Source organism: Streptomyces sp. NPDC059852 (assembly GCF_042731455.1).
GTDB lineage: Bacteria > Actinomycetota > Actinomycetes > Streptomycetales > Streptomycetaceae > Streptomyces.
The window spans coordinates 175,481-199,149 of sequence record NZ_JBHWJK010000011.1 but is presented as its reverse complement, the minus strand read 5'-3'; the positions used below and the strand labels follow the sequence as shown (position 1 = coordinate 199,149).

General features: G+C 74.3%; 20 protein-coding genes and 1 pseudogene. 10 read left to right on the top strand and 11 right to left on the bottom strand.

Annotated features, from left to right (window positions below):
* Positions 1-8 precede the first annotated feature (8 nt).
* From ACFV46_RS17165 to narJ, 5 genes and pseudogenes are all read left to right on the top strand, one after another.
* Positions 9-872, top strand: a complete 864-nt coding sequence (locus ACFV46_RS17165) for a helix-turn-helix transcriptional regulator (protein WP_361928063.1) — start codon at positions 9-11, stop codon at positions 870-872.
* A gap of 50 nt (positions 873-922) precedes the next feature.
* Complete coding sequence (locus ACFV46_RS17160; RefSeq protein WP_385498742.1) at positions 923-1,738, top strand: SAM-dependent methyltransferase; 816 nt, start codon at positions 923-925, stop codon at positions 1,736-1,738.
* Between the two features lie 93 nt (positions 1,739-1,831).
* A pseudogene (locus tag ACFV46_RS17155) lies at positions 1,832-4,594 on the top strand (molybdopterin-dependent oxidoreductase); the annotation flags it as partial.
* A 164-nt stretch (positions 4,595-4,758) separates the two neighbouring features.
* Positions 4,759-5,793 carry a hypothetical protein gene (locus tag ACFV46_RS17150; protein ID WP_385498741.1) on the top strand — a complete coding sequence of 345 codons (1,035 nt, stop codon included), beginning with the start codon at positions 4,759-4,761 and terminating at the stop codon, positions 5,791-5,793.
* Complete coding sequence (gene narJ, locus ACFV46_RS17145) at positions 5,793-6,287, top strand: nitrate reductase molybdenum cofactor assembly chaperone (RefSeq protein ID WP_361928058.1); 495 nt, start codon at positions 5,793-5,795, stop codon at positions 6,285-6,287. Before ACFV46_RS17150 ends, narJ begins: the two co-directional genes overlap by 1 nt.
* On the opposite strand, the gene dnaK is transcribed toward narJ, so the two are convergent.
* From dnaK to ACFV46_RS17115, 6 genes are all read right to left on the bottom strand, one after another.
* The gene (gene dnaK, locus ACFV46_RS17140) at positions 6,284-8,155 is read right to left on the bottom strand and encodes a molecular chaperone DnaK (protein WP_376727019.1); all 1,872 of its coding nucleotides are present in this window, start codon (positions 8,153-8,155) and stop codon (positions 6,284-6,286) included. The two genes, narJ and dnaK, sit on opposite strands and share 4 nt — an antisense overlap.
* A 124-nt stretch (positions 8,156-8,279) precedes the next feature.
* Positions 8,280-8,708, bottom strand: coding sequence for an OsmC family protein (locus tag ACFV46_RS17135; protein WP_361928053.1), 429 nt, complete (start codon positions 8,706-8,708; stop codon positions 8,280-8,282).
* Between the two features lie 67 nt (positions 8,709-8,775).
* On the bottom strand, positions 8,776-10,581 hold the full coding sequence (locus tag ACFV46_RS17130) for a hypothetical protein (protein ID WP_385498739.1): 1,806 nt from the start codon (positions 10,579-10,581) through the stop codon (positions 8,776-8,778).
* Complete coding sequence (locus ACFV46_RS17125; protein WP_385498737.1) at positions 10,578-11,639, bottom strand: ATP-binding protein; 1,062 nt, start codon at positions 11,637-11,639, stop codon at positions 10,578-10,580. The genes ACFV46_RS17130 and ACFV46_RS17125 overlap by 4 nt, the downstream gene beginning before the upstream one ends.
* Positions 11,640-11,716: 77 nt before the next feature.
* Positions 11,717-13,729 (bottom strand): phage holin family protein, encoded by a 2,013-nt coding sequence (locus ACFV46_RS17120; RefSeq protein WP_385498777.1) that lies wholly within the window; start codon positions 13,727-13,729, stop codon positions 11,717-11,719.
* 150 nt (positions 13,730-13,879) lie between these two features.
* Positions 13,880-14,287: a hypothetical protein gene (locus ACFV46_RS17115; protein ID WP_062666436.1), complete on the bottom strand. Its 408-nt coding sequence runs from the start codon at positions 14,285-14,287 to the stop codon at positions 13,880-13,882.
* 85 nt (positions 14,288-14,372) lie between these two features.
* On the opposite strand from ACFV46_RS17115, the gene ACFV46_RS17110 reads away from it, so the two are divergent.
* Together ACFV46_RS17110 and ACFV46_RS17105 are read left to right on the top strand one after the other, a co-directional pair.
* A complete protein-coding gene (locus tag ACFV46_RS17110) occupies positions 14,373-15,146 on the top strand; it encodes an MBL fold metallo-hydrolase (protein WP_361928046.1) in 774 nt (257 codons plus the stop codon).
* Positions 15,143-15,763 (top strand): DedA family protein, encoded by a 621-nt coding sequence (locus tag ACFV46_RS17105; protein ID WP_151786703.1) that lies wholly within the window; start codon positions 15,143-15,145, stop codon positions 15,761-15,763. The genes ACFV46_RS17110 and ACFV46_RS17105 overlap by 4 nt, the downstream gene beginning before the upstream one ends.
* A 25-nt stretch (positions 15,764-15,788) precedes the next feature.
* Here ACFV46_RS17105 and ACFV46_RS17100 read toward each other — a convergent pair whose 3' ends face one another.
* From ACFV46_RS17100 to ACFV46_RS17085, 4 genes are all read right to left on the bottom strand, one after another.
* Complete coding sequence (locus ACFV46_RS17100; RefSeq protein ID WP_376727015.1) at positions 15,789-16,916, bottom strand: MBL fold metallo-hydrolase; 1,128 nt, start codon at positions 16,914-16,916, stop codon at positions 15,789-15,791.
* Positions 16,913-18,160, bottom strand: a complete 1,248-nt coding sequence (locus ACFV46_RS17095) for an aminotransferase class I/II-fold pyridoxal phosphate-dependent enzyme (protein WP_385498735.1) — start codon at positions 18,158-18,160, stop codon at positions 16,913-16,915. Before ACFV46_RS17095 ends, ACFV46_RS17100 begins: the two co-directional genes overlap by 4 nt.
* Positions 18,161-18,449: 289 nt before the next feature.
* Positions 18,450-19,295 carry a hypothetical protein gene (locus ACFV46_RS17090; RefSeq protein WP_361928039.1) on the bottom strand — a complete coding sequence of 282 codons (846 nt, stop codon included), beginning with the start codon at positions 19,293-19,295 and terminating at the stop codon, positions 18,450-18,452.
* Positions 19,296-19,586: 291 nt separating this feature from the next.
* Entirely contained in the window at positions 19,587-20,381 is a 795-nt protein-coding gene (locus tag ACFV46_RS17085) for an RNA polymerase sigma factor SigF (protein WP_376727012.1), read from the bottom strand.
* 256 nt (positions 20,382-20,637) lie between these two features.
* Between ACFV46_RS17085 and ACFV46_RS17080 the strand changes: the two genes are divergently transcribed.
* Positions 20,638-22,446 (top strand): thiamine pyrophosphate-requiring protein, encoded by a 1,809-nt coding sequence (locus ACFV46_RS17080; RefSeq protein ID WP_385498734.1) that lies wholly within the window; start codon positions 20,638-20,640, stop codon positions 22,444-22,446.
* 16 nt (positions 22,447-22,462) lie between these two features.
* On the opposite strand, the gene ACFV46_RS17075 is transcribed toward ACFV46_RS17080, so the two are convergent.
* Positions 22,463-22,618 carry a hypothetical protein gene (locus ACFV46_RS17075; protein ID WP_361928032.1) on the bottom strand — a complete coding sequence of 52 codons (156 nt, stop codon included), beginning with the start codon at positions 22,616-22,618 and terminating at the stop codon, positions 22,463-22,465.
* A 146-nt stretch (positions 22,619-22,764) separates the two neighbouring features.
* Here ACFV46_RS17075 and ACFV46_RS17070 point away from each other — a divergent pair, with 146 nt between their 5' ends.
* Positions 22,765-23,148, top strand: coding sequence for a DUF2795 domain-containing protein (locus ACFV46_RS17070; protein ID WP_361928029.1), 384 nt, complete (start codon positions 22,765-22,767; stop codon positions 23,146-23,148).
* Between the two features lie 87 nt (positions 23,149-23,235).
* Positions 23,236-23,655, top strand: coding sequence for a CBS domain-containing protein (locus ACFV46_RS17065; RefSeq protein WP_361928027.1), 420 nt, complete (start codon positions 23,236-23,238; stop codon positions 23,653-23,655).
* Positions 23,656-23,669 lie beyond the last annotated feature (14 nt).

Sequence of the window (23,669 nt, the reverse complement as noted above, 5' to 3'; positions counted from 1 at the left end):
GGCGTGGCGTGAGTGAGCGGCGTCCCGCTCCGACCGTGGGCCAGGTGGTGCTCGGCAAACGCCTTCAGGAGCTGCGGGAGGCGGCCGGACTCGGCCGTGACGAGGCGGCGCGTTCCCTGCGGGTGGCGGCGGCGACCGTCCGGCGGATGGAGACGGCCGAGGTCGCGCTGAAGATCCCGTACGTGCAGGTGCTGCTGGAGACGTACGGCGTGCCGGAGGACGAGGCCGCCGCGTTCCTGTCGCTGGCCGAGGAGGCCAACGAGCCCGGCTGGTGGCAGCGGTTCCACGACGTGCTGCCGGACTGGTTCAGCCTGTACGTGAGCCTGGAGGGCGCCGCCCGCATCATCCGCTCGTACGAGCCGCACTTCGTGCCGGGGCTGCTGCAGACCGAGGCGTACGCACGCGACGTGATGACGAACGGGACGATCGCGCAGAAGGGCCCCGAGGCGATCGAGCGGCATGTGTCGCTGCGGATGGAGCGGCAGCGGCTGCTGGAGCGCCCCGACCCGCCCCACCTGTGGGTGATCATGGACGAGACGGTGCTGCAACGGCCGGTGGGCGACACCTCCGAGGTCATGCGCGACCAGGTCGACAAGCTGCTGGAGTTCGCCGAGCGCGACCGGGTGACCCTGCAGATCGCCGAGTTCGCGTCGGGCCCGCACCCGGGGACGTACGCGCCGTTCTCGCTGTTCCGCTTCGCCGAGCCGGAGCTGCCGGACATGGTCACCACCGAGTACCTGTCCGGCGCGCTCTACCTGGACTCACGGGAAGAGGTCGCCGCGCACCTGGAGGTCCTGGACCACATGTCCACGGTCGCCGCGTCGGCCGAGCGCACCAAGAAGCTCCTGCGGAACTTCCGCGAGGAGTACTGAGAGACAGAGGTCGTCTTCCCCGTCCGTCGAGCGTCCGAGGAGAGCACCGCATGTCCGCATCCGAGTCCGCGCCCACCCGCGTCGACACCAGCCGGCCGCATCCGGCCCGCGTCTACGACTGGTGGCTGGGCGGCAAGGACAACTACCCGGTCGACGAGGAACTGGCCCGCCGGATCCTCGCCGTGGACCCCACGGTCGTCCGGGGCGCCCGCGCCAACCGCCGCTTCATGCACCGGGCGGTGCGCACGGTCGCGGAGGCCGGGGTGCGCCAGTTCCTGGACATCGGCACCGGCATACCGACCGAGCCGAACCTGCACCAGGTGGCGCAGGGCGTGGCGCCCGAGTCCCGGGTGGTGTACGCGGACAACGACCCGATCGTGCTGCGGCACGCCGAGGCGCTGCTGCACGGCTCGCCGCAGGGCACCACGGCCTACGTCCACGCGGACGTCCGTGACGTCGACGCCCTGCTGACCCGCGCGGGCGAGACGCTGGACCTGACCGCTCCGGTCGCGCTGTCGCTGGTCGCGCTCACCCACTACCTGGACGACGACCTGGCGGGCGACGACGTGTACGGCCTGCTGGAGCGGTACGTCGCCGCGCTCGCCCCCGGCAGCCATCTGATCCTGTCCCAGGTCACCCCGGATCTCAGCCCGAAGGCCGTCGAGCAGGCGGCGGAGACCTTCCGGCGCGGCGGCCAGCCCTTCCACCCGCGCCCCCTCGCCGCGTTCCTCCGTTTCTTCGACGGCCTGGAGCTGCTCGGCCCCGGCGTCATCCCCGTCCACGGCTGGCGTCCCGAGCCGCAGGACGTGGCCGCGCAGGCGGAGGGCATCGTGCCGGTGTACGCGGGGGTCGCCCGCAAGCCCTGACCCGTACGGGCGCCGTGAACGGGTGCGCTCCCCCGCCCCGCCCTAGGTTCGTACACCAGGGCAAGCAAGGGAGCGCCTGTGACCGACACCGCGATATCGCCCGCGCCGTCCGAGGCGCCGGGCCCGGCGCCGCCGCCGGACGGCCGGCTCCGGGACCCGCAGGTGCGCGGCGTGCTCCTGGAGCAGTACCGGGAGGCCAGGCGCCGCCTGCGGGATCCGGTGCTGGCCTGGGCGGACGTCCAGGGCGACCCGGAGCGCCGCCGCCGGTACCAGCGGGCGCGCGGCACGGGCGGGCTGGTGCGGGTGGAGTGGGACGAGGCCGTCGAACTGGTCGCGGCGGCGTACGTCCACACCCTCGGGGCGTACGGCCCCGACCGGATCGCCGGGCTGTTCCCGGCCGACGCGCCGGGCGCCCGCCTCCACACGCTGATCGGCGCCCCGGTGCTGGTGTCCGAGGCACCCGCGCGGGGGGACGACTGGGCGGACGCGGCGTATCTGCTGGTGTGGGGCGGAGACCTGCCGGTGACCCGCTCCGGGGACGCGTGGAGGCTGGCGCGGGCCCGCTACCGGGGCCAGAAGGTCGTGGCCGTCGGCCCCGGCGCGCGGGCGGGCGGCACGCGGCCGGCCGACGAGGTGTTGCATCCGCACTCCGGCACGGACGGGGCGCTGGCCCTGGCGATGGGCCATGTCGTCCTCAAGGAGTTCTTCGTCGACCGCGAGTCGGCGTTCTTCGCGGAGCACGCCCGCCGGTCCACGGATCTGCCGTTCCTGGTCAGGCTGGAGGAGCGGGGCGAGGGGACGTACGCGCCCGGCACCTTCCTGCGCGCGGCGGACCTGGGGCGCCGGGGCGAGCACGCCGCGTGCCGGGCGGTCGTGCTGGACGAGGCGACCGGCCGCGCGGCGGTCCCGGAACCGGGGGTCACCGTCCCGGTGCTGAGCCTGTACGGCCGCGAGGTGTCGGCCGGGGCGGAGGTCCTGCTCCCCCACTTCGACGCCGCCGGCCGAGCGGGGGTCGTCCGCCGAGGTGTCCCGGTGACGCGGCTCGGCGGTGCGAGCGGGCCGCTGGTGACGACCGTGTTCGACCTTCTCCTGGCCCGCTACGGGGTGGTCCGCCCCGAACTGCCGGGCCGCTGGCCGCAGTCGTACGCCGACGCGGACACCCCGGGCACGCCCGCCTGGCAGGAGACGCAGACCTCGGTCCCGGCCGCCACCTGTGCACGGATCGCCCGCGAGTTCGCGCGCACGGCGGAGCGGTCGGGGGGCCGCTGCGTGATCCTGACGGGTGACGGCACCCGCCGGCCGTTCCACGCGGACACCCTCCACCGCGCGCTCCTCGCCCTGCTCGCGCTCACCGGCTGCCCGGACGGCTCACCGGCGCCCACGGAGGGGTCGCTGCCGGTGCGCCGGACGGACCCGGCGGCGTACTGGTACCTGCACACCGGCCGCTGGCGGCACGAGTCCAGCCCGGCCGACGTCCTCGCCTCTCCGCTCGGCCGGGGGCGGCTCGCGGGTCTGACGGGCGTGGACTGCCTGGCGCTGGCCGCGCGGACGGGCTGGGCACCGGTGTACCCGGCCTTCGACCGCAACCCGCTGGACCTCGGCGGCACGTTCGGCGACGCGGTGGCCCGAGCGGTCGCCGACCTGCGCGCCGGCACCCTGGGCATCGCCTGCGAGAACCCGGACGCACCGGAGAACTGGCCGCGGCTGCTGACGCTGGACAGCGCGGAGGCGCTCGGCCCGATCGGCGAGGACGGCCTCCGGAGCCTGCTCGGGACAGCGTCCCCCGGGCAGGCCCCCGACGGGATACGCCCGCATGACGTGCCCCGGCGCGAGCCTGCGCCCGAGGGCACGCTCGAGGCCCTCACCCCGGTCGGCGGGGACGGCATCCGGGACCTGCTGCGCACCCGGGACCTGCGGGGCCCCGCGTCCCCCACACGCCCGCCCCACGGGACACCGCCGCGTGACGTGACCCGGCGCGCGCCCGGACCGCAGGGCAAGCCCGAGGCGGCCGGCCCGGTCGGCGGGGACGGCGGCCGGGGCACCGCGGCCCCCGCGCGGGCCCCCGACGGGATACGCCCGCGTGACGTCATCTGGCACGAGCCCGCACCGGAGGGCAAGCTCGACCTGTTGCTGTCCCTGGACGGCGGCGAGAGCGCGGCCTGCTGCCTGGCGGACGTCGTGCTGCCCATCGCCGGCGGGCGACCGGGCCGGGGCCGCACCGAGTTCGACACGTTCACGGCGCTGGCCGAGCGGATCGGCGCCCTGGCCGCCGGGCACCTGGGCGTCCGCGAGGACCTGGTGGCGACCCCGCTCCCGCACGGCGACCCCGGCACCACCACGCCGCCCGGGACCGTCCTGGACTGGCGGCACGGCGCCTGCACGCCGGTGCCGGGGCGGACCATGCCCCAACTGACCGTCGTGGTACGGGACTACACGGCGGTCGGCACCGCGTTCGCAGCGCCCGCACCCGAGAGCGAGCCCTCCCGCATCGGCCTGCGGCACCTCTTCCTGGACCACGACTGGGCCCATGAGCTGGGCGAGGCCCTGCCCGTGTACCGGCCTCCCCTGGACGTGCACGGGCTGCTCGGGACCGCGCGGTCCGGTCCCGGCGGGCAGCCGGAGGTGCCGGTCCGCCGTCTCACGCCGCACGAGCTGTGGTCCGTCCACTCCGCCCACCCGGACGACCTGTTCCTGCCGGCCCTGGTGAGCGGCGACGGATACCTGTGGCTGTCCCCCGAGGACGCCGAGGCGATCGGCGTCGCCGACGGAGACCTCGTGGAGGCCGCCGGCCCCGACGGGGTGACCGTGGCGCGAGCGGCCGTCTCGTCCCGGATGCCGGCCGGGACCGTCTACACGCGCCGCGCGCCACACGCCGACGCCCCAGGGAGCAGGGCGGCTGCCGGCCCCCTCCTCAAGCCGACCCGCCTCCTCGCCGGCCACGGCGGCCTCGCGGGAGGGACCGGCGACGAGGTGACCGTCGTCCGCCGCCCGGGCCGGGAGGTCGAGTAGCGATGCGCCCCATGGCAAGGATCGCGACGGTCATCAACCTCGACACCTGTCCCGGCTGCCCCGCCTGCGCGGCGTCCCACCCGCCCGTGGAGGCCGTCCGGCACGGCGGCTGGGAGCTGACCCGGCGCGGCAGGCTGCGGCTGCGGAACGGCGGCGGACGGCTGCGCGGACTCACCGGCGTCTTCCCCCGCCCCGCCGAACTCCCGCCTCGCCGACGCCCCGACCGGTCGCGGACGTACGGCGACCACCCGGCGGCCATGGCACGCCTCGCGTTCGAGCAGACGTTCCGGGCCTCTCTGCGCCCGTCCTGCGCGGACTGCCTCAATCCGCCCTGCGGCGAGGTGTGTTCGCCGGACGGGACCGGATGCGCGTACGCCTCGGAGACCTGCGTGGGCGGAGTGCCGTACCGCGGGGTGATGCTGTACGACGCCGACAAGGTGCGGGCCGCGGCATCGACGGCTCGCGAACGGGATTTGTACCAGGCGCAGTTGGGCGTGTTCCTCGATCCGGAGGACGCACGGGTGCGCGGGGCCTGCGAGCGGGCCGGGATCACGTCCGACTGGCTGGAGGCGGCGCGCCGCTCCCCCGTACGCGCGTTGATCAGCACCTACCGGGTGGCGCTGCCGCCGCACCCGGAGGACCGGACGCTGCCGATGGTCTGGTACGTCCCACCGCTGTCGCCCGTCGTCGACGCCCTCACGGAGAGCGGCCCGGACGGCGGCGGGGCGCGGAGCCCCTTCGGTGCCGTCGACGCGCTGCGCATCCCCCTGGAGCAGCTGGCGGACGTGTTCACCGCCGGTGACGTGGGCCCCGTCCGGTCGGCGCTACGGCGGCTCACCGCGATGCGGTTGCACATGCGCGCGGTCGGCCCGGGGGAGGAACCGGACCCGTCGGTGCCGGCCGCCGTGGGCCTGGGCGCCTACGCGCTGGAGGAGCTGTACCGGCTGCTGGCGACCGCCACGGACGACGAACGGACCGTGGTACCGGGGGCGCAGTCCCCCGCCGTCATCCGCACGACCCGCACACCCGAGGCCGAGGAGATCTGATGTCCTCCTACGAGGTGCTGTACCAGGCGGCCGCGCTCTGCCTGACCTACCCGGACGACGACTTCCGGGCCCGACTGCCCCTGTTGCGTGAGGCCGCCCCGCAGTTGCGCGCGTTCACCGACCACGCGGCGCTCACCCCGCCACGGGAACTGGCCGCGCACTACGTCGAGGTCTTCGACCTGGAGCACGGGCACAGCCTCTATCTGACATGGTGGCGCGACGGGGACGCCCGGCGGCGCGGCATCTCGCTGGAGCGCCTGAAGGAGCTCTACCACGCCAACGGGCTGGAGTTCACCGGCGAGGAGCTGCCGGACTTCCTGCCCGCCGTCCTGGAGTTCTCGTCCCGCACCGGCACCGACGACCTCCTGCGGGAGCACCGGGACTGCCTGGAGCGGCTGCGCGCCCGTCTCACCGAGGCCGGCACGCCGTACGCGACCGTCCTGGACGCGGTCTGCGCCACCCTGCCGACCGCGCCCACCGCCGGCCGTCCTTAGGACGTGTCCTTTGCGTCCCTGTCGTCGTCGACGATCTCCGCGTCCACCACCCCGTCGTCGTCCTGCGGCGGGCTCTGGTCCGCACCGGGGCCCGGGGTGCCGTCGGCGGACGTCTGCGCGCTCTGGGCGTACATCGCCTGGCCCATCTTCTGGCTGACCGTGGCGAGTCTCTCGACGCCGGTGCGCAGGGCGTTCGTCTCGGCGTTCCGTTCCAGCAGCTCCTTGACCTCGGTGATGGCCGGTTCGACCTCCGCGCGGATCTCGGCGGGGATCCGGTCCTCGTTCTCACGGAGGAACTTCTCGGTCTGGTAGACGAGTTGCTCGGCCTGGTTCCTGGTCTCGGCCGCCTCCCGGCGTTTGCGGTCCTCCTCCGCGTACTGCTCGGCCTCCCGCATCATCCGGTCGATGTCGTCCTTGGGCAGGGCCGAGCCGCCGGTCACGGTCATCTTCTGTTCGCGGCCCGTCGCCAGGTCCTTGGCAAAGACGTGCATGATGCCGTTGGCGTCGATGTCGAAGGCGACCTCGATCTGCGGCACCCCGCGCGGGGCCGGGGGCAGCCCGGTGAGGTCGAAGACGCCGAGCTTCTTGTTGTAGGCGGCGATCTCGCGTTCGCCCTGGTAGACCTGGATGCCGACGGAGGGCTGGTTGTCGGCGGCGGTGGTGAAGATCTCCGAACGCCGGGTCGGGATCGTCGTGTTGCGTTCGATGAGCTTCGTCATGATGCCGCCCTTGGTCTCGATGCCCAGGGACAGCGGGGTGACGTCGAGCAGCAGGACGTCCTTGACGTCGCCGCGGATGACGCCGGCCTGGAGGGCCGCCCCGACGGCGACGACCTCGTCGGGGTTGACGCCCTTGTGCGGGTCCTTGCCGGTGAGTTCCCTGACCAGGTCGGTGACGGCCGGCATCCGGGTCGAGCCCCCGACGAGGATGACGTGGTCGACGGCGGACAGCTTGATGCCGGCGTCCTTGACCGCCTGGTGGAAGGGGGTCTTGCAGCGGTCGAGGAGGTCCGCGGTGAGCTCCTGGAACTGGGCGCGGGTCAGCTTCTCGTCGAGGTGCAGGGGGCCTTCGGCGGACGCGGTGACGTACGGCAGGTTGATCGTCGTCTCGGTGGAGCTGGACAGTTCGATCTTGGCCTTCTCGGCGCCCTCGCGCAGCCGCTGGACGGCCATCTTGTCGCCGCCGAGGTCGATGCCGTTCTCGCTCTTGAACTTCTTCACCAGGTACTCGACGATCCGCTGGTCCCAGTCGTCGCCGCCGAGGTGGGTGTCGCCGTTGGTGGCCTTGACCTCGATGACGCCGTCGCCGATCTCCAGCAGGGAGACGTCGAAGGTGCCGCCGCCGAGGTCGAAGACCAGGACGGTCTGCTCCTCGCCCCGGTCGAGGCCGTAGGCGAGGGCGGCGGCCGTGGGCTCGTTGATGATCCTCAGGACGTTCAGGCCGGCGATCTCCCCGGCCTCCTTGGTGGCCTGCCGCTGGGAGTCGTCGAAGTAGGCGGGCACGGTGATCACCGCGTCGGTGACGTCCTCGCCGAGGTAGGACTCGGCGTCCCGCTTCAGTTTCTGCAGGACGCGGGCGGACAGCTCCTGCGCCCGGTACCGGGTGCCGTCGATGTCGCCGTGCTCGGGGAAGCGCCAGGCGGTGTCGCCCATGTGCCGCTTCACGGAGCGGGCGGTGCGGTCGACGTTGGTCACCGCCTGCCGTTTGGCCACCTCGCCGACGAGCACGTCGCCGTTCTTGGCGAAGGCGACGACCGAGGGAGTGGTCCGGGCCCCCTCGGCATTGGCGACGACCGTGGGTTCGCCGCCCTCCAGGACGGCGACCACCGAGTTCGTGGTCCCGAGATCGATCCCGACCGCGCGTGCCATCGCTGTCCCCTTCCGCCCGGGAGCCCCTGAACTCCAGCACAAGACGCGAGCGGGTCCTTGTCAATGGGACGGGGACCCGGACGGAAGGGCGCCGCGCAGCACTGAGCGGGCGCTCAGCGCGGGGTCAGGCGAGCTTCGCGGACAGCGTGATCGTCGTGCCGGTCAGCGCCTGGCTGACGGGGCAGTTGGCCTTGGCGTCCTCGGCGGCGGCGACGAAGGCGTCGTTGTCGATGCCCGGCACGGTGCCCTCGACGGTGAGGTGGATGCCCTTGATGCCCTCACCCGGCTGGAAGCTGACGTCCGCCGAGGTGACGAGCTTGGTGGGCGGGGTGCCGGCACCGTTCAGGGCGTGCGAGAGGGCCATCGAGAAGCAGCTGGAGTGAGCGGCGGCGATCAGCTCCTCCGGGCTGGTCTTGCCGTTCGCGTCCTGCGAGCGGGAGGCCCACGTGACCGGCTGCGCCGCGATGGCACCGGAGGAGTCGAAGTTGACGACACCGCTGCCCTCGGTCAGGTTGCCTTCCCAGACGGTGTGTGCGGAGCGCGTGGTAGCCACGGTTCTTCCTTTCGCGTGTGGGCCCGTTCTCGCAGGGCCCGTGTCCCCCATCCGATCACACTCCGGCTCAACTCACCCGGAAGACCGGCCCACGTGGGGTGAACGGCAGCCGCCGCCCGGGCGGGATCAGGTACGCGTGCTCGCGCCGCACCCGCAGCACGTCGCAGTCGGCGTCGGTGATGACGAGCACGGGGGCGCCGGGCGGGAAGTCGTCGGCGCGCTCCAGCAGGTCGACGCCGGGTTGCAGGACCGTGCCGCCCCGGCCGCGCACCCGGACCCGTCCCGCGATGTCGGTCACCGCCAGGTAGCCGGCGTCGTACGGACCGGCGTCGCAGAACACGACCCGTGCCGCGGGGACGTCCCGCGCCTCGGCGTACGACGCGATGGCGCCCAGCGCCTTGCCGAGCAGTCCGGCGCTCATGGAGCCGGAGGTGTCGAGGACGACGCCGAAGGTGCAGCGGGCGACCTCCTCGGGCGGGAACCAGCGTCCGGCGCGCGGGATGTCCGGGGTGGACGCCTGCCGGCGGGCGGGGCGTGCGTAGCTGCGCAGCGGCTCCGGGCGGGGCACGAACTCGTCGAACCAGCGGGCGAGCCGGGCGTCCCAGGGCAGCGGCGGGTGGCTGAGGGCGCGGATCTCCTGCACGAGGTCGCCGGGCAGGAAGCCGCGCTCCTGGCGCTGGTGCAGGTCGAGGCCCTGGGCGAGGCCCCTGCGGTAGAACTCGTCGAGGTCGCAGTACGCCCCGGGCGGGCCGAGCGGGGTGCCGAGCACATCGCCGGCGCCCTTGCCGCGCAGGGTGGCCAGCCGGCGCATCCGGCGCGGGTCGCCGGCGATCAGGTCGTACACCTCCTCGGCGGACAGGCCGTTGAACCGGGCGTCGTACAGCAGCCCTTCGGGCATCTGCCCGACCTGCATGTCCCGCAGCCAGCCGTTGACGACGTAGTCGCAGGCGACGTTGAACAGGTACGGGTCGCGGGGGCCGCACCGCTCGCCGTGGCGCAGGGCGGCGTGCAGCATCTCGTGGGCGAGGATGAACCGCCACTCCTCGTCCTCGAACGTCCGCAGCGGATTGAGGTAGATCTCGCCGGCCTCCGCGTTGACGGCGGCGACGGAGATGCCGTGCGCGCGGGCGAGTTCGGCGTCGGCGACCAGTTCGATGCCTGCCGCGAGACCGCCGAGCAGCGGGTAGGAGCTGATGAACCACTCCAGGGCCCACTGCCAGGGCCGCTTCTTCGCGGGTTCGCCGTCCATGGAGTCGCGGCGGCCGCCCGCCATGTCCATCGCGGTGGACACGGTCCGGGTCAGGGCGGTCGCGAAGGCGAGCTGGTGGTCGGGGGGCGAGCCGAACCAGCCCCGCCACTCCAGGAGCGTCAGATCGGGGTCGGGGCCCGCCGTGCCGCAGCGTTCGAAGGCGGGCGGGACGCCGTCGCGGCGCCAGCGGGCGGCCAGCCGCTCCTCGTCGCCGTCGGGGTAGGCCGCCGGAAGGTGGTCGGGCGCGGTGCCGACGGGGAAGGTGAGCAGGAACCGGTTGACGACGACGCAGCGGGCGGCCAGGTCGGCGCGGTCGGGCTGCACCGGTGGTCCCGTCCTCGACGGGACGTGCCCGAAGCCGAGGTGCAGGACGGCGTGCGCGATCGCCCAGGCCCAGGCGGCGGGTTCGGCGAGCCGGTCCGGGTGGGCGTGCAGGTCGCCGGCGGAGTCGACGCGGACGAGGCCGTCCCGGGGTGCCAGCTCGCACTTCTCCTGACGGCACACGGCGAACTGGACGGCGGCGAGCGCGGGGTTGGCCCGCACCAGGCGCAGGCCCTCGGTGAACGCCTCGGCGGCGAGGTCCCGCTTCTTCTTCTCCTTCCGCTTGTCCTGGGGGGGGCTCATCGCCGCGCCTCCACGAGCCGGGGCATGTCGCGGGCGGCCTCCACGAGGAACCAGGACGGCAGGCCGGGGTTGCCGTCGGCGTCGGAGGCGATGACGCTCTGGGCGACCTCGACGGAGATCTCCGCGAGCTGCACCAGCAGCGCCTTGGCGCGGTAGGCGGTCTGGCGCCCGGCGGCCGACATGTGGTCCTTGCCGGCGGGCAGTTCCTTGATCAGCCGGCCACGGAACGACTCGGCGAGGTAGTAGAGCAGGTCGCGGTCCTGCATCCGGTGCGGCCAGCGGGCGTCGCCCTTGATGATGGCCTCGATGCCGTACTGGCTGCGCACGATCTTGACGTACCCGCAGAACGCGGTGGCGTGCGCCGGTGTCAGGGTGCCGTGCGCGAGGACCTTCAGGGTCTCCTCGTCGAGGTCCCGGCCGAAGGAGTGCAGGGCGTCGGAGAGCATGTGCCAGGAGCGCGGCGTGGAGAACGGCTCCTCGGTCTTCGGCGGCTTCGACCACAGGTGGTCGGGGCGGTCGGTGAGGTGGTCGAGGATCCACGGGTGGATGCCGTTGCCCGCGGCCCAGGCCAGCCAGTCCTTCGCGGACGCCTCCAGATGCACATGGGTGAGCCGGTTGACCAGGGCCGATGCGATCGGCCGGGCGAGCGCGTTGTCCGTGGCCCGGTTGCCGGCGCCGATGACGATGGACCCGGCGGGCAGCTCGTAGTCGCCGATACGGCGGTCCAGGATCAGCGAGTAGAACGCCTTCTGCACATCCGGGGTGGCCGCGTTCAGCTCGTCCAGGAACAGGCAGTACGGCTCGTCGCGGGCGATCGCCTCGGGCGGGCAGAACACCGAGCGCCCGTCTCGGATCTGCGGCACGCCGATCAGGTCCTCCGGCGCGAGCTGGGTGCCCAGCAGGCTCACGCACTCCAGGCCGAGGGACTCGGCGAACTCCCTGACCAGGGAGGACTTTCCGATGCCGGGGGCGCCCCAGAGGAAGACGGGTCGCACCGTGGCGAGGCCGAGGAGGAGGTCCGGGATACGGGAGGGTGTGACGGTGACGGCTGCCTGCAAGGCAGGGGCTCCTGGGGTGTTCGAGGGATGCGACTCGAACAGTGTGTGGCCGGGCGCCGCCGTACGCAGCCGGTTTTTCAGGCGGCCCGCTCCTGCGGCCGGGTCGCCACCGGCACCTGCGGTCCGTCCGCCTCGCGCAGCCAGCGCCGCAGCACCCGGTGCACGGACTCGGCGCCGACCAGGTCCGTGCCGTCCTCGGCGGGCGGGGAGAAGGCGAGCGGCGACAGCAGGAACGGCTCGCCCTGCGCGCCGCCGAGCCCGCCGTGCGAGCCGATCTGCTCCTCGAACGCGAGAACCTCCCCGTCGGCCGGGTCGTAGGCCGAGTTGACCATGATGTCCGCGGTGTTCGGGAAGGAGTGCGTGCGGCGCACGGCGTCGGCGGCGTGCGGTCCGAAGACCTCCAGCGGGCCGGGGTCCTCGTCCAGCCGGTCCAGGGGGATCTCGGCGCCGTACGCGCCGAGCACGACCCCGCCGTGCCGCTCGCTGCGCACCAGCAGGAAGCCGATGCCCGGGTGGTTGGCGAGCGTGGTCAGCAGCGCCGGGTGGCGGGCGTCGATCTCCTCCTTGGTCATGCGGTGCGGCACGTCCGGGAAGGAGACCAGGCCGAGGTTGCCGGAGGCCAGCACGATCGGTTCGGAGCGGCGCGGCGGGCGGTGCTGCCCGGCGCCCTCCTCGACGGGCCGGCGCAGCGCGGCGCGCACGGCGGCGCGGGCCTCGGCGCCGCTGTGGGTGCGCCGGGCGCGGCGTGGCACGGGCAGCCCGCAGCCGGCCCGCACGAGGTCGGCGAGGCCCAGTCCGTACCGGGAGCGGAAGGTCTCGCCGGGGCTCTGCCCGTGGTCGGAGAGGACGACGATCCGGTACGGCCGGGGGGCGTGCTCGGCGACGTTCTCGAGGAGGGCGAGGGAGCGGTCGAGGCGGGCGAGGACCTTCTCGGCGTCGCCGCTGTGCGGTCCGGAGTGGTGGGCGACCTCGTCGTAGGCGACGAGGTCGGCGTAGACGGCGGTGCGGCCGGCGAGCATGTCGCCCATCACCGCGGCGACGACGACGTCCCGTTCGACGACGGTCGCGAAGGCGCGGATGAGCGGGTAGAGGCCACCGCGGCCGACGCGCGGGCGGACCTTGCGGGCGCGGGACCGGGTGGACTGCCCGATCTCGCGGACGACCTCGGCGACGAAGGACAGGGCGGTGCGCACGGCGTTGGCCGGGTCGGAGAAGTACGCGAAGTAGCCGGAGCGGGAGCGGTTCTCACGGCTGCGGCGGCGGGTGGCGATGGACAGCACGAGGGCCTGTTCGCCGGCGCCGCCGCTGAAGAGGTTGCCGCGGCTGGCGCCGTCGGCGGCGAGCAGGCCGGGGTCGCCGGTGCGGTCGACGGCGCGGCGCTGCAGTTCGGCGGCGCTGGTGGGGCGGTTGCAGACCATGACCTCGCGGCCGGCCTTCTCGTACCAGCGGAAGGCGGGGACGTCGTAGGTGCTGCCGTGCAGGATGCCGAGCTGGCTGGCGCCGGTCTGGCTGGACCAGTCGGTGTGCCAGGGGGTGAGACGGTGGGAGGTGTGCGCGCCGCCCAGCCAGCGGGCGACGGTGGGCATCAGGCCCTTGTCGACGGCGGTGCGCAGCACGTCGTGGCCGACCCCGTCCAGCTGCACGAAGACGGTGCCGGGGCTGGAGGGGCCGGGCGGCAGGGTGCGTCTGCGGCGGTCGGCCAGCCGGTACAGGCGCCGCCGGTAGGCGTCGTCGTCCCGGACGGCCAGGGCGGCGCCGGTCGCGGAGGCCACCGCGGACATGACGGCGGCGACGATGACGGCGGTCTCGGGGGCGGCCTCGCTGTCGCCGGAGGGCACCAGGCGCAGGGCGACGCTCAGCAGGACGCCGTTGAGGGCGAAGACCAGCAGGCCGAGCACGAGGGCGGGCACGAGCAGCAGGAGGCGGACGAGGAGCGGCCAGAACACGGCCGACAGGACACCGAAGGCGCCCGCGCCGAGGGCCGCGGTGACCGCGATGTCGGTGGCGCTGTCACCGTCGGGCGACTGGAGCTGGAAGTCGGGCAGAATGCCGGCGAGCACGAGCATGGTGACGGTGGAGACCGCCCACACGGCGACGCTTCGCCCGATCTGACTGGCGATCCGCCGCCAGCGCCCACCACGCACGTCCGCTCCACCTCATGTCCGGCCCGCCCTGGGCCCCAGCCTGACACAACGGCCGTACGGCCTCGGGAGTTCCCAGGTCAGCGCCGGTACGCGGGCTCAGCGCCCGTCGTAGCCGGCCGTCGGCATGGACAGTCTGCGGTGCACCCGGGCCTTCATCTGGGCGTCGTACGACGGCTCCGCGCCGCCCACCGTCTCCACCCGGACCCCGCGGCGGGCGCACTCGGCGGTGAACTCCTCGACGGAGGACAGGGCGCTCTCCAGGACGCGGCGGCTGGGTGCCACGAACAGGTCGAGGCCGGGGCGCACGCCCTCCCACAGGACGCTGTGGTCGGTGCGCAGCCGGCGGACCAGCAGCTCGCGAGCGACGACGTAGCCGTGCCGGGCGGCCCAGTGGGCGCACATGGCGTGCTGGCTGCGGGAGTCCACCAGGAAGGGGTCGGCGTCCAGCTCCTCGAGTGGCGTCAGACTGGCGATCGCCGTGACCCGCACCGCGGTCGACCCCATGGGCGTCCCCCCTCACCTCCGGATTTCGCCGCCGACCCTACTCCAGCCCGTACGCTTCGGGGAGGCGCACGAAGGAGGCAAAGAGGTGCCGGTGGAGATCACGTGGTGGGGGCACGCCACCTGCACGGTCGAGGACGCGAACATACGTGTGCTGACCGACCCTCTGTTCGCACGCCGGCTCGCGCATCTGCGCAGGCGCCGGGGCGCGCTGCCGCCGCCGGGCGCCTGGCACGCGGACGTCGCGCTGGTCTCCCATCTGCACGCCGACCACCTCCATCTGCCGTCGCTGGCCCGGCTGGCGCCCGGCACCCGGCTGCTCGTGCCCCGAGGTGCGCCCCGTGCGGTGCCCGGTCTGCGCCGGCTGCGGCATCTGCGGCTGACCGAGATGGCGCCCGGAGACGTGACGGGCGTCGGTGACCTGGCCGTACGGGCGGTGTCCGCACGGCACGACGGGCGGCGGCTGCCGGTCGGCCCGCACCGCTCGCCCGCCCTCGGCTATGTCGTCGAGGGTGAGGCGCGGACGTACTTCGCCGGGGACACCGGGCTGTTCGAGACGATGGCGAAGGAGGTCGGCCCGGTCGACGTGGCGCTGCTGCCGGTCGGCGGCTGGGGGCCGTTCCTGGGGGACGGGCATCTGGACGCCGGGCGCGCGGCCGAGGCGCTGGCGCTGCTCGGTCCGCGCAGCGCGGTCCCGGTGCACTACGGCACGTACTGGCCGATCGGCATGGACGCCGTGCGCCCCCATGAGTTCCATACGCCGGGGGACGAGTTCGCGCGGCTCGCGGCGGAGCGCGCGCCCGGCGTGTCGGTGCACCGGCCGGCGCACGGCGAGAGCGTGCGCCCGGAGGTGTTCCGGTGACGTTCCTGGGCGCTGTCACGACGACCGTGGCACCCGGCTCGGCGCAGCAGGCGCTGGGCTATCCCTCGCTGTTCCTGCTCGTGCTGGTCGGGGCGCTGGTGCCGGTCGTGCCGACGGGGGCGCTGGTGAGTTCGGCGGCGGTGGTGGCGTTCCACCAGGCGTCGCCGGTGTCGCTGGCCCTGGTGTTCGTGACGGCGTCGACGGCGGCGTTCCTCGGGGACGCGACGCTGTACTGGCTGGGGCGGCGCGGCATGGGCTCGAAGAACGGCTCGCGCTGGCTGGAGGCGATCCGTTCGCGGGCTCCCGAGGACCGGCTGGAGCAGTCCCAGCGCAAGCTCGCCGAGCACGACGTGGCGGTGCTGGTGCTGTCCCGGCTGGTGCCGGCAGGCCGGCTGCCGGTGATGCTGGCGTGCCTGCTCGCCGAGTGGCCGATCCGGCGGTTCGCCCGGGGCAACCTCCCGGCGTGCGTCGCCTGGGCGGTGACGTACCAGCTCATCGGGATCCTCGGGGGTTCGCTGTTCCCCGAGCCGTGGGAGGGCGTGGTCGCGGCGGTCGCGCTGACCCTGCTGATCAGCGCGGCGCCCAGCGTCTGGAAGCGGCTGCGATCGGCCGGCTGAGGTCCGGCCGACGGCTCGGGTCACGTCATCCGCGGGCCTCCCCGCGCGCCTCGGTCGTACGCCCGGCGGGCTGCCGCTCCAGTACGCGCGAGCCTCCCACCGGCAGGTCCCACAGGTCCGCCCGGTCCCGGCCGGCCCGCTCCCACGCGGCACGCACACGCGTGAGCGGCTCCAGGACGGGCTCCGCCGACAGGACGAACGTGCCCCAATGCATCGGCGCCATCCTGCGGGCGCCCAGGTCCTCGGCGGCGCGGACCGCCTCCTCGGGGTCGCAGTGGACGTCGCTCAGCCACCAGCGCGGCTCGTACGCGCCGATCGGCAGGAGGGCCAGGTCGATGCCGGGGTAGCGCTCGCCGATGCGGGAGAACCAGTGCCCGTAGCCGGTGTCCCCGGCGAAGTACACACGCTGCCCGTCGGGCGCGGTGAGCACCCAGCCGCCCCACAGGCTGCGGCAGGTGTCGAGCAGGGTCCGCTTGGACCAGTGGTGGGCGGGCACGAAGTCGACGCGGACACCGGACAGTTCGGCCGCCTCCCACCAGTCCAGCTCGGTGACCCGGGTGAATCGGCGGCGCCGGAACCAGGGGCCGAGGCCGGCCGGTACGAACACGGGGGTGTCGCGCGGGAGTCGGCGCAGGGTGGGGGCGTCCAGATGGTCGTAGTGGTTGTGGCTGATGACGACCGCGTCGACGCGCGGAAGCGTGTCCCAGGGGATGCCGACGGGGGTGACGCGGGCCGGGGTGCCGAGGATGCGGCGCGACCAGACCGGGTCGGTCAGGACGGTCAGGCCGCCGATCCGCACGACCCAACTGGCGTGCCCCGCCCAGGAGACGGCGACCGTGCGGGCGTCGACGCGGGGCAGCGGGGCCGGGGCGAAGGGCAGCCGGGGCACGTCGGCGAGGCCGTCCCGTCCGGGCCGGATCGCGCCCTCGCGGGCGAACCGGGCGAAGGCCCGCAGGCCGGGCAGCGGGGCGGTGAGCCGGTCGTGGAAGGTGCGGGGCCACACCCGGCGCTCGGCGAGCGGGCGGGGCGCGGCCGGTTGCGGGAAAGGGGAGGCGGCGGGGGAGACTTGGGCAGCGGGCGGGGCCGGGGCGGTGGACTGCTTCAGGGGCGTGCGCGAGGGGGCGGGTGTGGCCGAGTCGGACTGCTGCGTCATCGAGGGGTCTCCCATCGCTCGGCGTCGTCACGGAGTTCGTCGAAGACCGACTTCAGGTGGGTCAACGCGCGTCGCACGTGCGGCAGTTCCAACGGCGCGGGGGACGTGAGGCATTCCGCGCGCTCGTCGTCGGTGCCGTCGAGGAGCGCTCCGGTGGACAGCCGGACGCGCAGTTCGCCGAGGTCGTCGCCGAAGCGGTGGCCGCCGGGTGCGGGCATGCCGAGCCGGCCGGCGAGGAAGTCCTCCAGGTCCTGCGCGTCCCCCACGTCGTGGCCGGACAGCCCGGCGCGCAGCGGTCCGAGGTCGACGTAGAGGTGCCGTCCGGCCTGCGGGGGGCGGGCGAGGGCTCCGGCGTCCACGGCCGCCGCGTACGCGGCGGCGGCGAGCCGCGCGTGCAGCTGGACGGTCGCGGTGATGCGGGCGGTGACCGGCTCGGGCTCGGCCAGGGCGTACCCGGCGGCGAGCGTGACCGGGGCCGCAACGCGGGCGCCGAGGGCGGTGAGCACGTCGAGTACGCGCGCGTGCAGGCCGTCCCCGGCGGCGCCGGCCGGGAACCGGGCGACGGCCGCCGGCCAGCCGGTGGGGAGGTGGGCGCCGGCCAGGTCGGTGACGACGGTGACCTGCTCGGGGAGCATCTCGGCGGGGCTGAGCAGCACGGTCTCCTGGGGGGCGTGCACGGTGTCGCGCCAGGTCTCGTCGCTGATCAGGTGCAGCCCCTCGGCGGCGGCGGCCTCCAGGGTCTCGTGCAGCACCTCGGGCGGGGCCACGGTGGCGGCCGGGTCGTCGGCGGGCGACAGCACCAGCAGCCGGGGGTCCCCGCCCTCCGCGCGGACCCGGCGGACGGTCTCCAGGAGGGCGTACGGGTCGGGGACACCGCCGGACTCGGCGGGGGTCGGCACGTGGAAGACGGGGCGGCCCAGCAGGCGGGCGTACGGCGCCCACCAGGCCGCGCAGGGCCGGGGCACCAGGACGTCACCGCCGAGCGCGGCCGTCAGTGCCAGCAGCAGGGCGGGGGCGCCGGGGGCGGCGACCGCCCGCTCCGGCGTGGTCGGCAGGCCTCGCCGGTCCCAGTAGCCGCACGCGGCCTCCAGGAGCGCGGCACCGCCGCCGACGGGCTCGCTCGCGGTCCGGCCGGCGGCGGCTGCGAGCACACCGGCCAGTTCGGGCAGGACGGGCAGTCCGTCGTCGGGCAGGGGTGGCCCGAAGCGCACGGGGCCGCGGCCCTCGAGGTCCGTCCGGCGCATCCGTACCTCCGTGCTGTGCCAGCCGCCGTATGAGCCGCACGGTGTGTCGTGTACCCGTCGCGCTCTGCGTACCCATCGTCATCCGTTCCATGACCGCCGGCGGGCGTCGCGCCTGTCACACGGGCGCGGTCGCCTCGGGCGGGCGGGGCCCGGTCGCCGCCGGGTCACGCCCGCCGCCCGCGTGCGGGGGGACGGTGGCCGCCGGGTCACGGCCGCCTCCGGCCTGCGGAGCCCGATCGCCGCCGGGTCACGGCCGCCGCCCGCGTGCGGGGGCCCGGTCGCCGCCGGGTCACGCCCGCCGTCCGTCCGGTGTCCTGCGGCGCAGCCGGTACACCGCGCCGCCCGCCGCTGCGGCGATGAGGACGCCGCCACCGACCAGGGCGGGCACGGAGTCGGTGAAGACACCGCCCTGCCCGGCCTTCACACCGCCCGGGACGGCCGGGTCGACGGGGACGGCGGACGTCTCACAGGGCGAGGGCTCGGGGGGCCGGGTCCTGCCGCCCTTGTCGCCCTTCCACTCGCCGGAAGCCTCGGGCCGTGGCCGGCTCTGTGACGCCCCACCGTCCCCCCACTGCCCGGAGCCGCCACCCCAGGACGGCTCGGTGCACCCGCCGTCGCCCTTGCCGCCCTCCCCCGGCGCGGTGAGCGTGGAAGCGGCGGCGTCCTCCTCCCCCGCACCGACACTGCCGGCCATCAGGGTGTCGGCCTCGGACCCGGTGGCCACGGTGAGGGGCGCGCTCCACTCGGCCCCTTCGGTCCCGGCCGCCGCCGGGCAGGTGCCGTCGACGGTCCAGCCGGACCCGGGCCCGGCCGCGTCCGGGTCGTCCTCGAAGTTCTCGGCCGGGGAGATCTGCGCGGCCCCCCGGTAGACGGGCCCGGCGTCCGACCCCTCGTCCTGGCTGACCCGCTGAAGCTGCACGGTGCCGTCCTCGAACGCCTGTGACACGGCGTCGAGCGTGGCGGGCGCGGCGCCGTCGACCGGATCGCAGGTGACCGTCACGGTGACGGACTCGCCGGGCGTGACGGAGGCCGGCCCGACCTCCGCCGTCGGATCGGCGACGGCGGCCTGGGCGCCGGCGCCCAGAGCGGCACCGGCCAGGGCGGCGACGGACAGGGCGCGGACGGTGCGGCGCATGGGGTGGACTCCTTCGGCCGACGGCTGCGGGCTACGGGCACGCGTGCCCCTCAGCCATGACAGCCCGCCCCCCACACGAGCGCGCGCGGCCGGACCCCATTCGCGGGACGGGGGGCGGCCGAGCGGGTGATGTGACGGGAAGGGGACTGGGGAGGGGGTAGGGCGGTCCGCGGCGGAGAACGCCTGTCACGGCCGGGACCGTCTCAGGGCGCCTGCCGTGTCGTCGCGTGGGCGAGAGGCACGCCAGCCCGGTCGGAGGAGTCCGGTCCGCCGGGCTGTGTGCCGGTCACGTCAGGAGTCGTCGTCGTTCAGGACCTGGTCGCGGACGCGGGAGCAGCAGCGGGTGATCAGGCGGGAGACGTGCATCTGGGAGATGCCGAGTTGTTCGGCGATGCGGCTCTGGGTCATGTCGCCGAAGAAGCGCATGTAGAGGATCGCCCGTTCCCGCTCGGGCAGGGCGGCCAGGCGCGGGGCGACGGCCTCGCGGTCCACGACGGTGTCGAGGGCGGGGTCGACGGAGCCCAGCGCGTCGCTCAGGGAGTAGCCGTCGTCGCTGCCGGGCAGTTCGGCGTCCAGGGACAGCGCGGTGAAGCTCTCCAGCGCCTCCAGGCCGGCGCGGACGTCGGCCTCGCTCAGGTCGGCGTGCGCGGCGATCTCGGCGACGCTCGGGCGGTGGCCGGAGACGGTCTGCAGGTCCTGTACGGCGAACCGGACGCGGTTGCGCAGGTCCTGCACGCGGCGCGGCACGTGCAGGGTCCACATGTGGTCGCGGAAGTGCCGCTTGATCTCACCGGTGATGGTGGGCACGGCGTAGCTCTCGAAGGCGTTGCCGAGCTCGGGGTCGTACCGGTCGACGGCCTTGACCAGGCCGAGCGCGGCGACCTGGCGCAGGTCGTCCAGGCTCTCGCCGCGGCTGCGGAAGCGACCGGCGAGCCGGTCGGCCATGGGCAGCCACGCCTCGACGATGCGCCCGCGCAGCGCGTCGCGCTCCGGGCCGTCGGGCAGCGCGGCGAGCGTGCGGAAGTCGGCGGCGGTGTCGGGCGCGTCGTCGTGCGGATGCTTCCTGGATGTCACTGGAGTGGGCATGATGCCTGGCAACTCCCTCGGTCACGTGCTCGGGTGGGGCGGTCACCGCGGGAAAACGCCGAGCGCTCCGGTACCGGGCACACCCGTCCGGGACGCACCGGCCCCACGGACGTGCCTCCTGTCCGAAGCACTGTCTGTCCGCCTGCCCCCGAGTGGGGTACCCAAACACCGGGCGCGGGTTTTCCGCCGGGGTTCGCGGTCACACGTAGCGGTGCCGCCCGTCCCCGGAGTCCCCGGAATCCCCTGGAGGTCCCGCATGAGCACCACGGTCGCCGACCACATCCTGGAACGTCTGCGTGCCTGGGGGGTGGAGCATGTCTTCGGCTACCCCGGCGACGGCATCAACGGCCTGCTCGCCGCCTGGGGCCGCGCGGAGAACCGGCCGCGGTTCGTGCAGTCCCGGCACGAGGAGATGTCCGCGTTCCAGGCGGTCGGCTACGCCAAGTTCAGCGGCCGGGTCGGTGTCTGCGCGGCGACCTCCGGGCCGGGCGCGATCCATCTCCTGAACGGCCTGTACGACGCCAAGCTGGACCATGTGCCGGTGGTGGCCATCGTCGGCCAGACGCATCGCACGGCGATGGGCGGGTCGTACCAGCAGGAGGTCGACCTGCACACGCTGTTCAAGGACGTCGCCTCGGACTTCGTGGAGACGGTGACGGTCCCCGAGCAGCTGCCGAACGTCCTTGACCGGGCGATCCGCACGGCGTACGCGCGTCGCGCCCCCACCGCCGTCATCGTCCCCGGGGATGTCCAGGAGCTCGAATACTCCGCTCCGACACACGAGTTCAAGATGGTGCCGTCCAGCCTCGAGTCCGGTTCCTGGACGACGGTCCCCTCCGAGGACTCCGTCCGGCAGGCGGCCGAGATCCTCAACTCCGGTGACAAGGTGGCCATCCTGGTCGGCCAGGGCGCGGCGGGCGCGCGGGCCGAGGTGGAGCGGATGGCCGAACTGCTGGGCGCCGGCGTCGCGAAGGCGCTGCTCGGCAAGGACGTCCTGAGCGACGAACTGCCGTACGTCACCGGCTCGATCGGCCTGCTGGGCACCCGCCCGTCGTACGAGCTGATGCGGGACTGCGACACGCTGCTGACGATCGGTTCGTCCTTCCCGTACTCGCAGTTCCTGCCGGACTTCGGCAAGGCGCGGGGCGTGCAGATCGACATCGACCCGCACATGGTCGGGATGCGCTACCCGTACGAGGTGAACCTGATCGGTGACGCGAAGGCCACGCTGGAGCGGCTGATCCCGCTGATCCGGTCGCAGGAGCGCGGCCGGGAGTGGTTCGAGACGGTGTGCGACAACGTGGCGCGCTGGCACGAGGTGATGGAGCGGCGGGCCGCGCTGTCGGCCGACCCGGTCAACCCGGAGTACGTCACCCGCGCCCTGGACCCACTGCTGCCCGCCGACGCGATCGTCACCTCGGACTCGGGCTCGATGTCCAACTGGTACGCCCGGCACCTGACGTTCCGTGCGGAGATGCGGGGTTCGCTGTCGGGGACGCTGGCGACGATGGGCTGCGGGGTGCCGTACGCGATCGGCGCCAAGTTCGCCCACCCGGACCGCCCGGCGATCGCGCTGGTCGGGGACGGGGCGATGCAGATGAACGGGCTGGCGGAGCTGATCACGGCGGCGAAGTACCGGGACCTGTGGGAGGACCCGCGGCTGGTGGTGGCCGTCTACAACAACCGGGACCTGAACCAGGTGACCTGGGAGATGCGCGCCATGGGCGGCGCCCCGTCCTTCCTCCCGTCCCAGGAGCTGCCAGACGTGCGGTACGCCGACTTCGCGCGCTCCCTCGGCCTGACGGGCATCCGCGTGGAGAGCCCGGAGGACGTCGAGCCGGCGTGGCGTGCCGCGCTGGCCGCGGACGGCCCCGCGGTCGTGGAGTTCGTGACGGACCCGGCCGTCCCGCCGATCCCGCCGCACGCCACATGGGAACAGATGGAGGCGACGGCGTCGGCGATCCTCAAGGGCGACGCGGACCGCGGCGCGATGGTCAAGCAGGGCTTCAAGGCGAAGCTGCAGGAGTTCCTGCCGGGGCGGGAACGCGAGGACAAGGGCGACTGACGGATCGGCCGGGCGGTCAGTCCCCCGGGACGGCCGCCCGTTCCGTGACCAGGCCCCGGGCCTTGGACGGGACCGGTTCGGGGTCTTCCGGCAGGAGGAGGTCCTCGTAGCGCCCGAGCGCCAGCATCACGCAGAGCATCAGGATCGGCAGCAGCACGGCGAGCAGTGCCATGACAGGGTCCTTCCCCAGAACGTCGCGCGGGGGGTGACTCGGGGGGTGAGAGGTCCGGGTCACCCCGGTTCCGGTCCGCAAACCCCTGTGTCGGCCTCCGGTGGACGGGTACGCGGTGCGCAGCCCCGAAGGATGTGGAGGGAGTCATGCAGCGAGGCAGCGACCGGCTGAGCGTTCACCGTGACGACGAGATGAAGCACGAACTACAGGGGCTGCTGCGGTCCGGGCACCCCACCCGGGCCGAGGAGTGGCACGACCCGGAGCCGTCCGCCGAGGACGATCCGCTGGTCGCGGGCGGCCCGGTGACCCCGGGGTCGCCGGCGGCGTCCCTGGAGACCGTCCGGCTGGAACTGGCGCGGATCCTCGGCCGGCATTCCTTCCCGGCCGGCCCGCGTGAGCTGGCGGGCGAGCTGCGGCGCTCCCACGCGCCGGACGCCCTGGCCGACCCCGTGGCGCGCCTGCCGCACTCCGAGCGGTTCGCCAACGTGCAGGAACTGGCCGAGGCGCTGACAGGCGGCGGGCGGCGCTGAGATCCGGCCGTACGGCCGGGTGCCGCGGCGGGTCGTGACGACACCGCCGCGGCGCCTCCGGCCGGCCGTGCCGAGGGAGGGACAGCCATGACCGCGCTGGTGAAGGACGTCATGACCGCGGGTGTCGTCGCCGTCCGTCCGGACGCCTCGCTCGCCGAGGCGGCCCGGTCGATGCGGACGCACGACATCGGTGACGTGGTGGTCGCGGACGGTCAGGACGTGGTCGGTGTGCTCACCGACCGGGACATCGTGGTCCGGGCGGTCGCCGAGGGCATGGATCCGTCGGCCGTGGCCGCGGGGGCCGTGTGCACGCCGCGTCCGGTGGTCGTGGGGCCGCACGAGCGGCTGTCCACGGCCGTCGCGCTGATGCGCGAGCACGCGGTACGGCGGCTGCCGGTCGTCGAGGACGGGCTGCCGGTCGGCGTGCTGAGCCTCGGGGACCTGGCCGAGGACCGCGACCCGCGCTCGGCGCTCGCCGACATCGGCAGAGCCGCCCCGAACGAGTGAACGACATACGAGAA

What these genes read in the sequence shown, in the direction of transcription:
- ACFV46_RS17075 (WP_361928032.1), bottom strand. Translation starts at nt 22,618, where the DNA reads ATGGCACTGCTCGCCGTGCTGCTGCCGATCCTGATGCTCTGCGTGATG.
- ACFV46_RS17115 (WP_062666436.1), bottom strand. Translation starts at nt 14,287, where the DNA reads ATGGGGTCGACCGCGGTGCGGGTCACGGCGATCGCCAGTCTGACGCCA.
- ACFV46_RS17085 (WP_376727012.1), bottom strand. Translation starts at nt 20,381, where the DNA reads ATGCCCACTCCAGTGACATCCAGGAAGCATCCGCACGACGACGCGCCC.
- dnaK (WP_376727019.1), bottom strand. Translation starts at nt 8,155, where the DNA reads ATGGCACGCGCGGTCGGGATCGATCTCGGGACCACGAACTCGGTGGTC.
- ACFV46_RS17130 (WP_385498739.1), bottom strand. Translation starts at nt 10,581, where the DNA reads ATGAGCCCCCCCCAGGACAAGCGGAAGGAGAAGAAGAAGCGGGACCTC.
- ACFV46_RS17080 (WP_385498734.1), top strand. Translation starts at nt 20,638, where the DNA reads ATGAGCACCACGGTCGCCGACCACATCCTGGAACGTCTGCGTGCCTGG.
- ACFV46_RS17090 (WP_361928039.1), bottom strand. Translation starts at nt 19,295, where the DNA reads ATGCGCCGCACCGTCCGCGCCCTGTCCGTCGCCGCCCTGGCCGGTGCC.
- ACFV46_RS17160 (WP_385498742.1), top strand. Translation starts at nt 923, where the DNA reads ATGTCCGCATCCGAGTCCGCGCCCACCCGCGTCGACACCAGCCGGCCG.
- ACFV46_RS17070 (WP_361928029.1), top strand. Translation starts at nt 22,765, where the DNA reads ATGCAGCGAGGCAGCGACCGGCTGAGCGTTCACCGTGACGACGAGATG.
- ACFV46_RS17095 (WP_385498735.1), bottom strand. Translation starts at nt 18,160, where the DNA reads ATGCGCCGGACGGACCTCGAGGGCCGCGGCCCCGTGCGCTTCGGGCCA.
- narJ (WP_361928058.1), top strand. Translation starts at nt 5,793, where the DNA reads ATGTCCTCCTACGAGGTGCTGTACCAGGCGGCCGCGCTCTGCCTGACC.
- ACFV46_RS17150 (WP_385498741.1), top strand. Translation starts at nt 4,759, where the DNA reads ATGGCAAGGATCGCGACGGTCATCAACCTCGACACCTGTCCCGGCTGC.
- ACFV46_RS17100 (WP_376727015.1), bottom strand. Translation starts at nt 16,916, where the DNA reads ATGACGCAGCAGTCCGACTCGGCCACACCCGCCCCCTCGCGCACGCCC.
- ACFV46_RS17065 (WP_361928027.1), top strand. Translation starts at nt 23,236, where the DNA reads ATGACCGCGCTGGTGAAGGACGTCATGACCGCGGGTGTCGTCGCCGTC.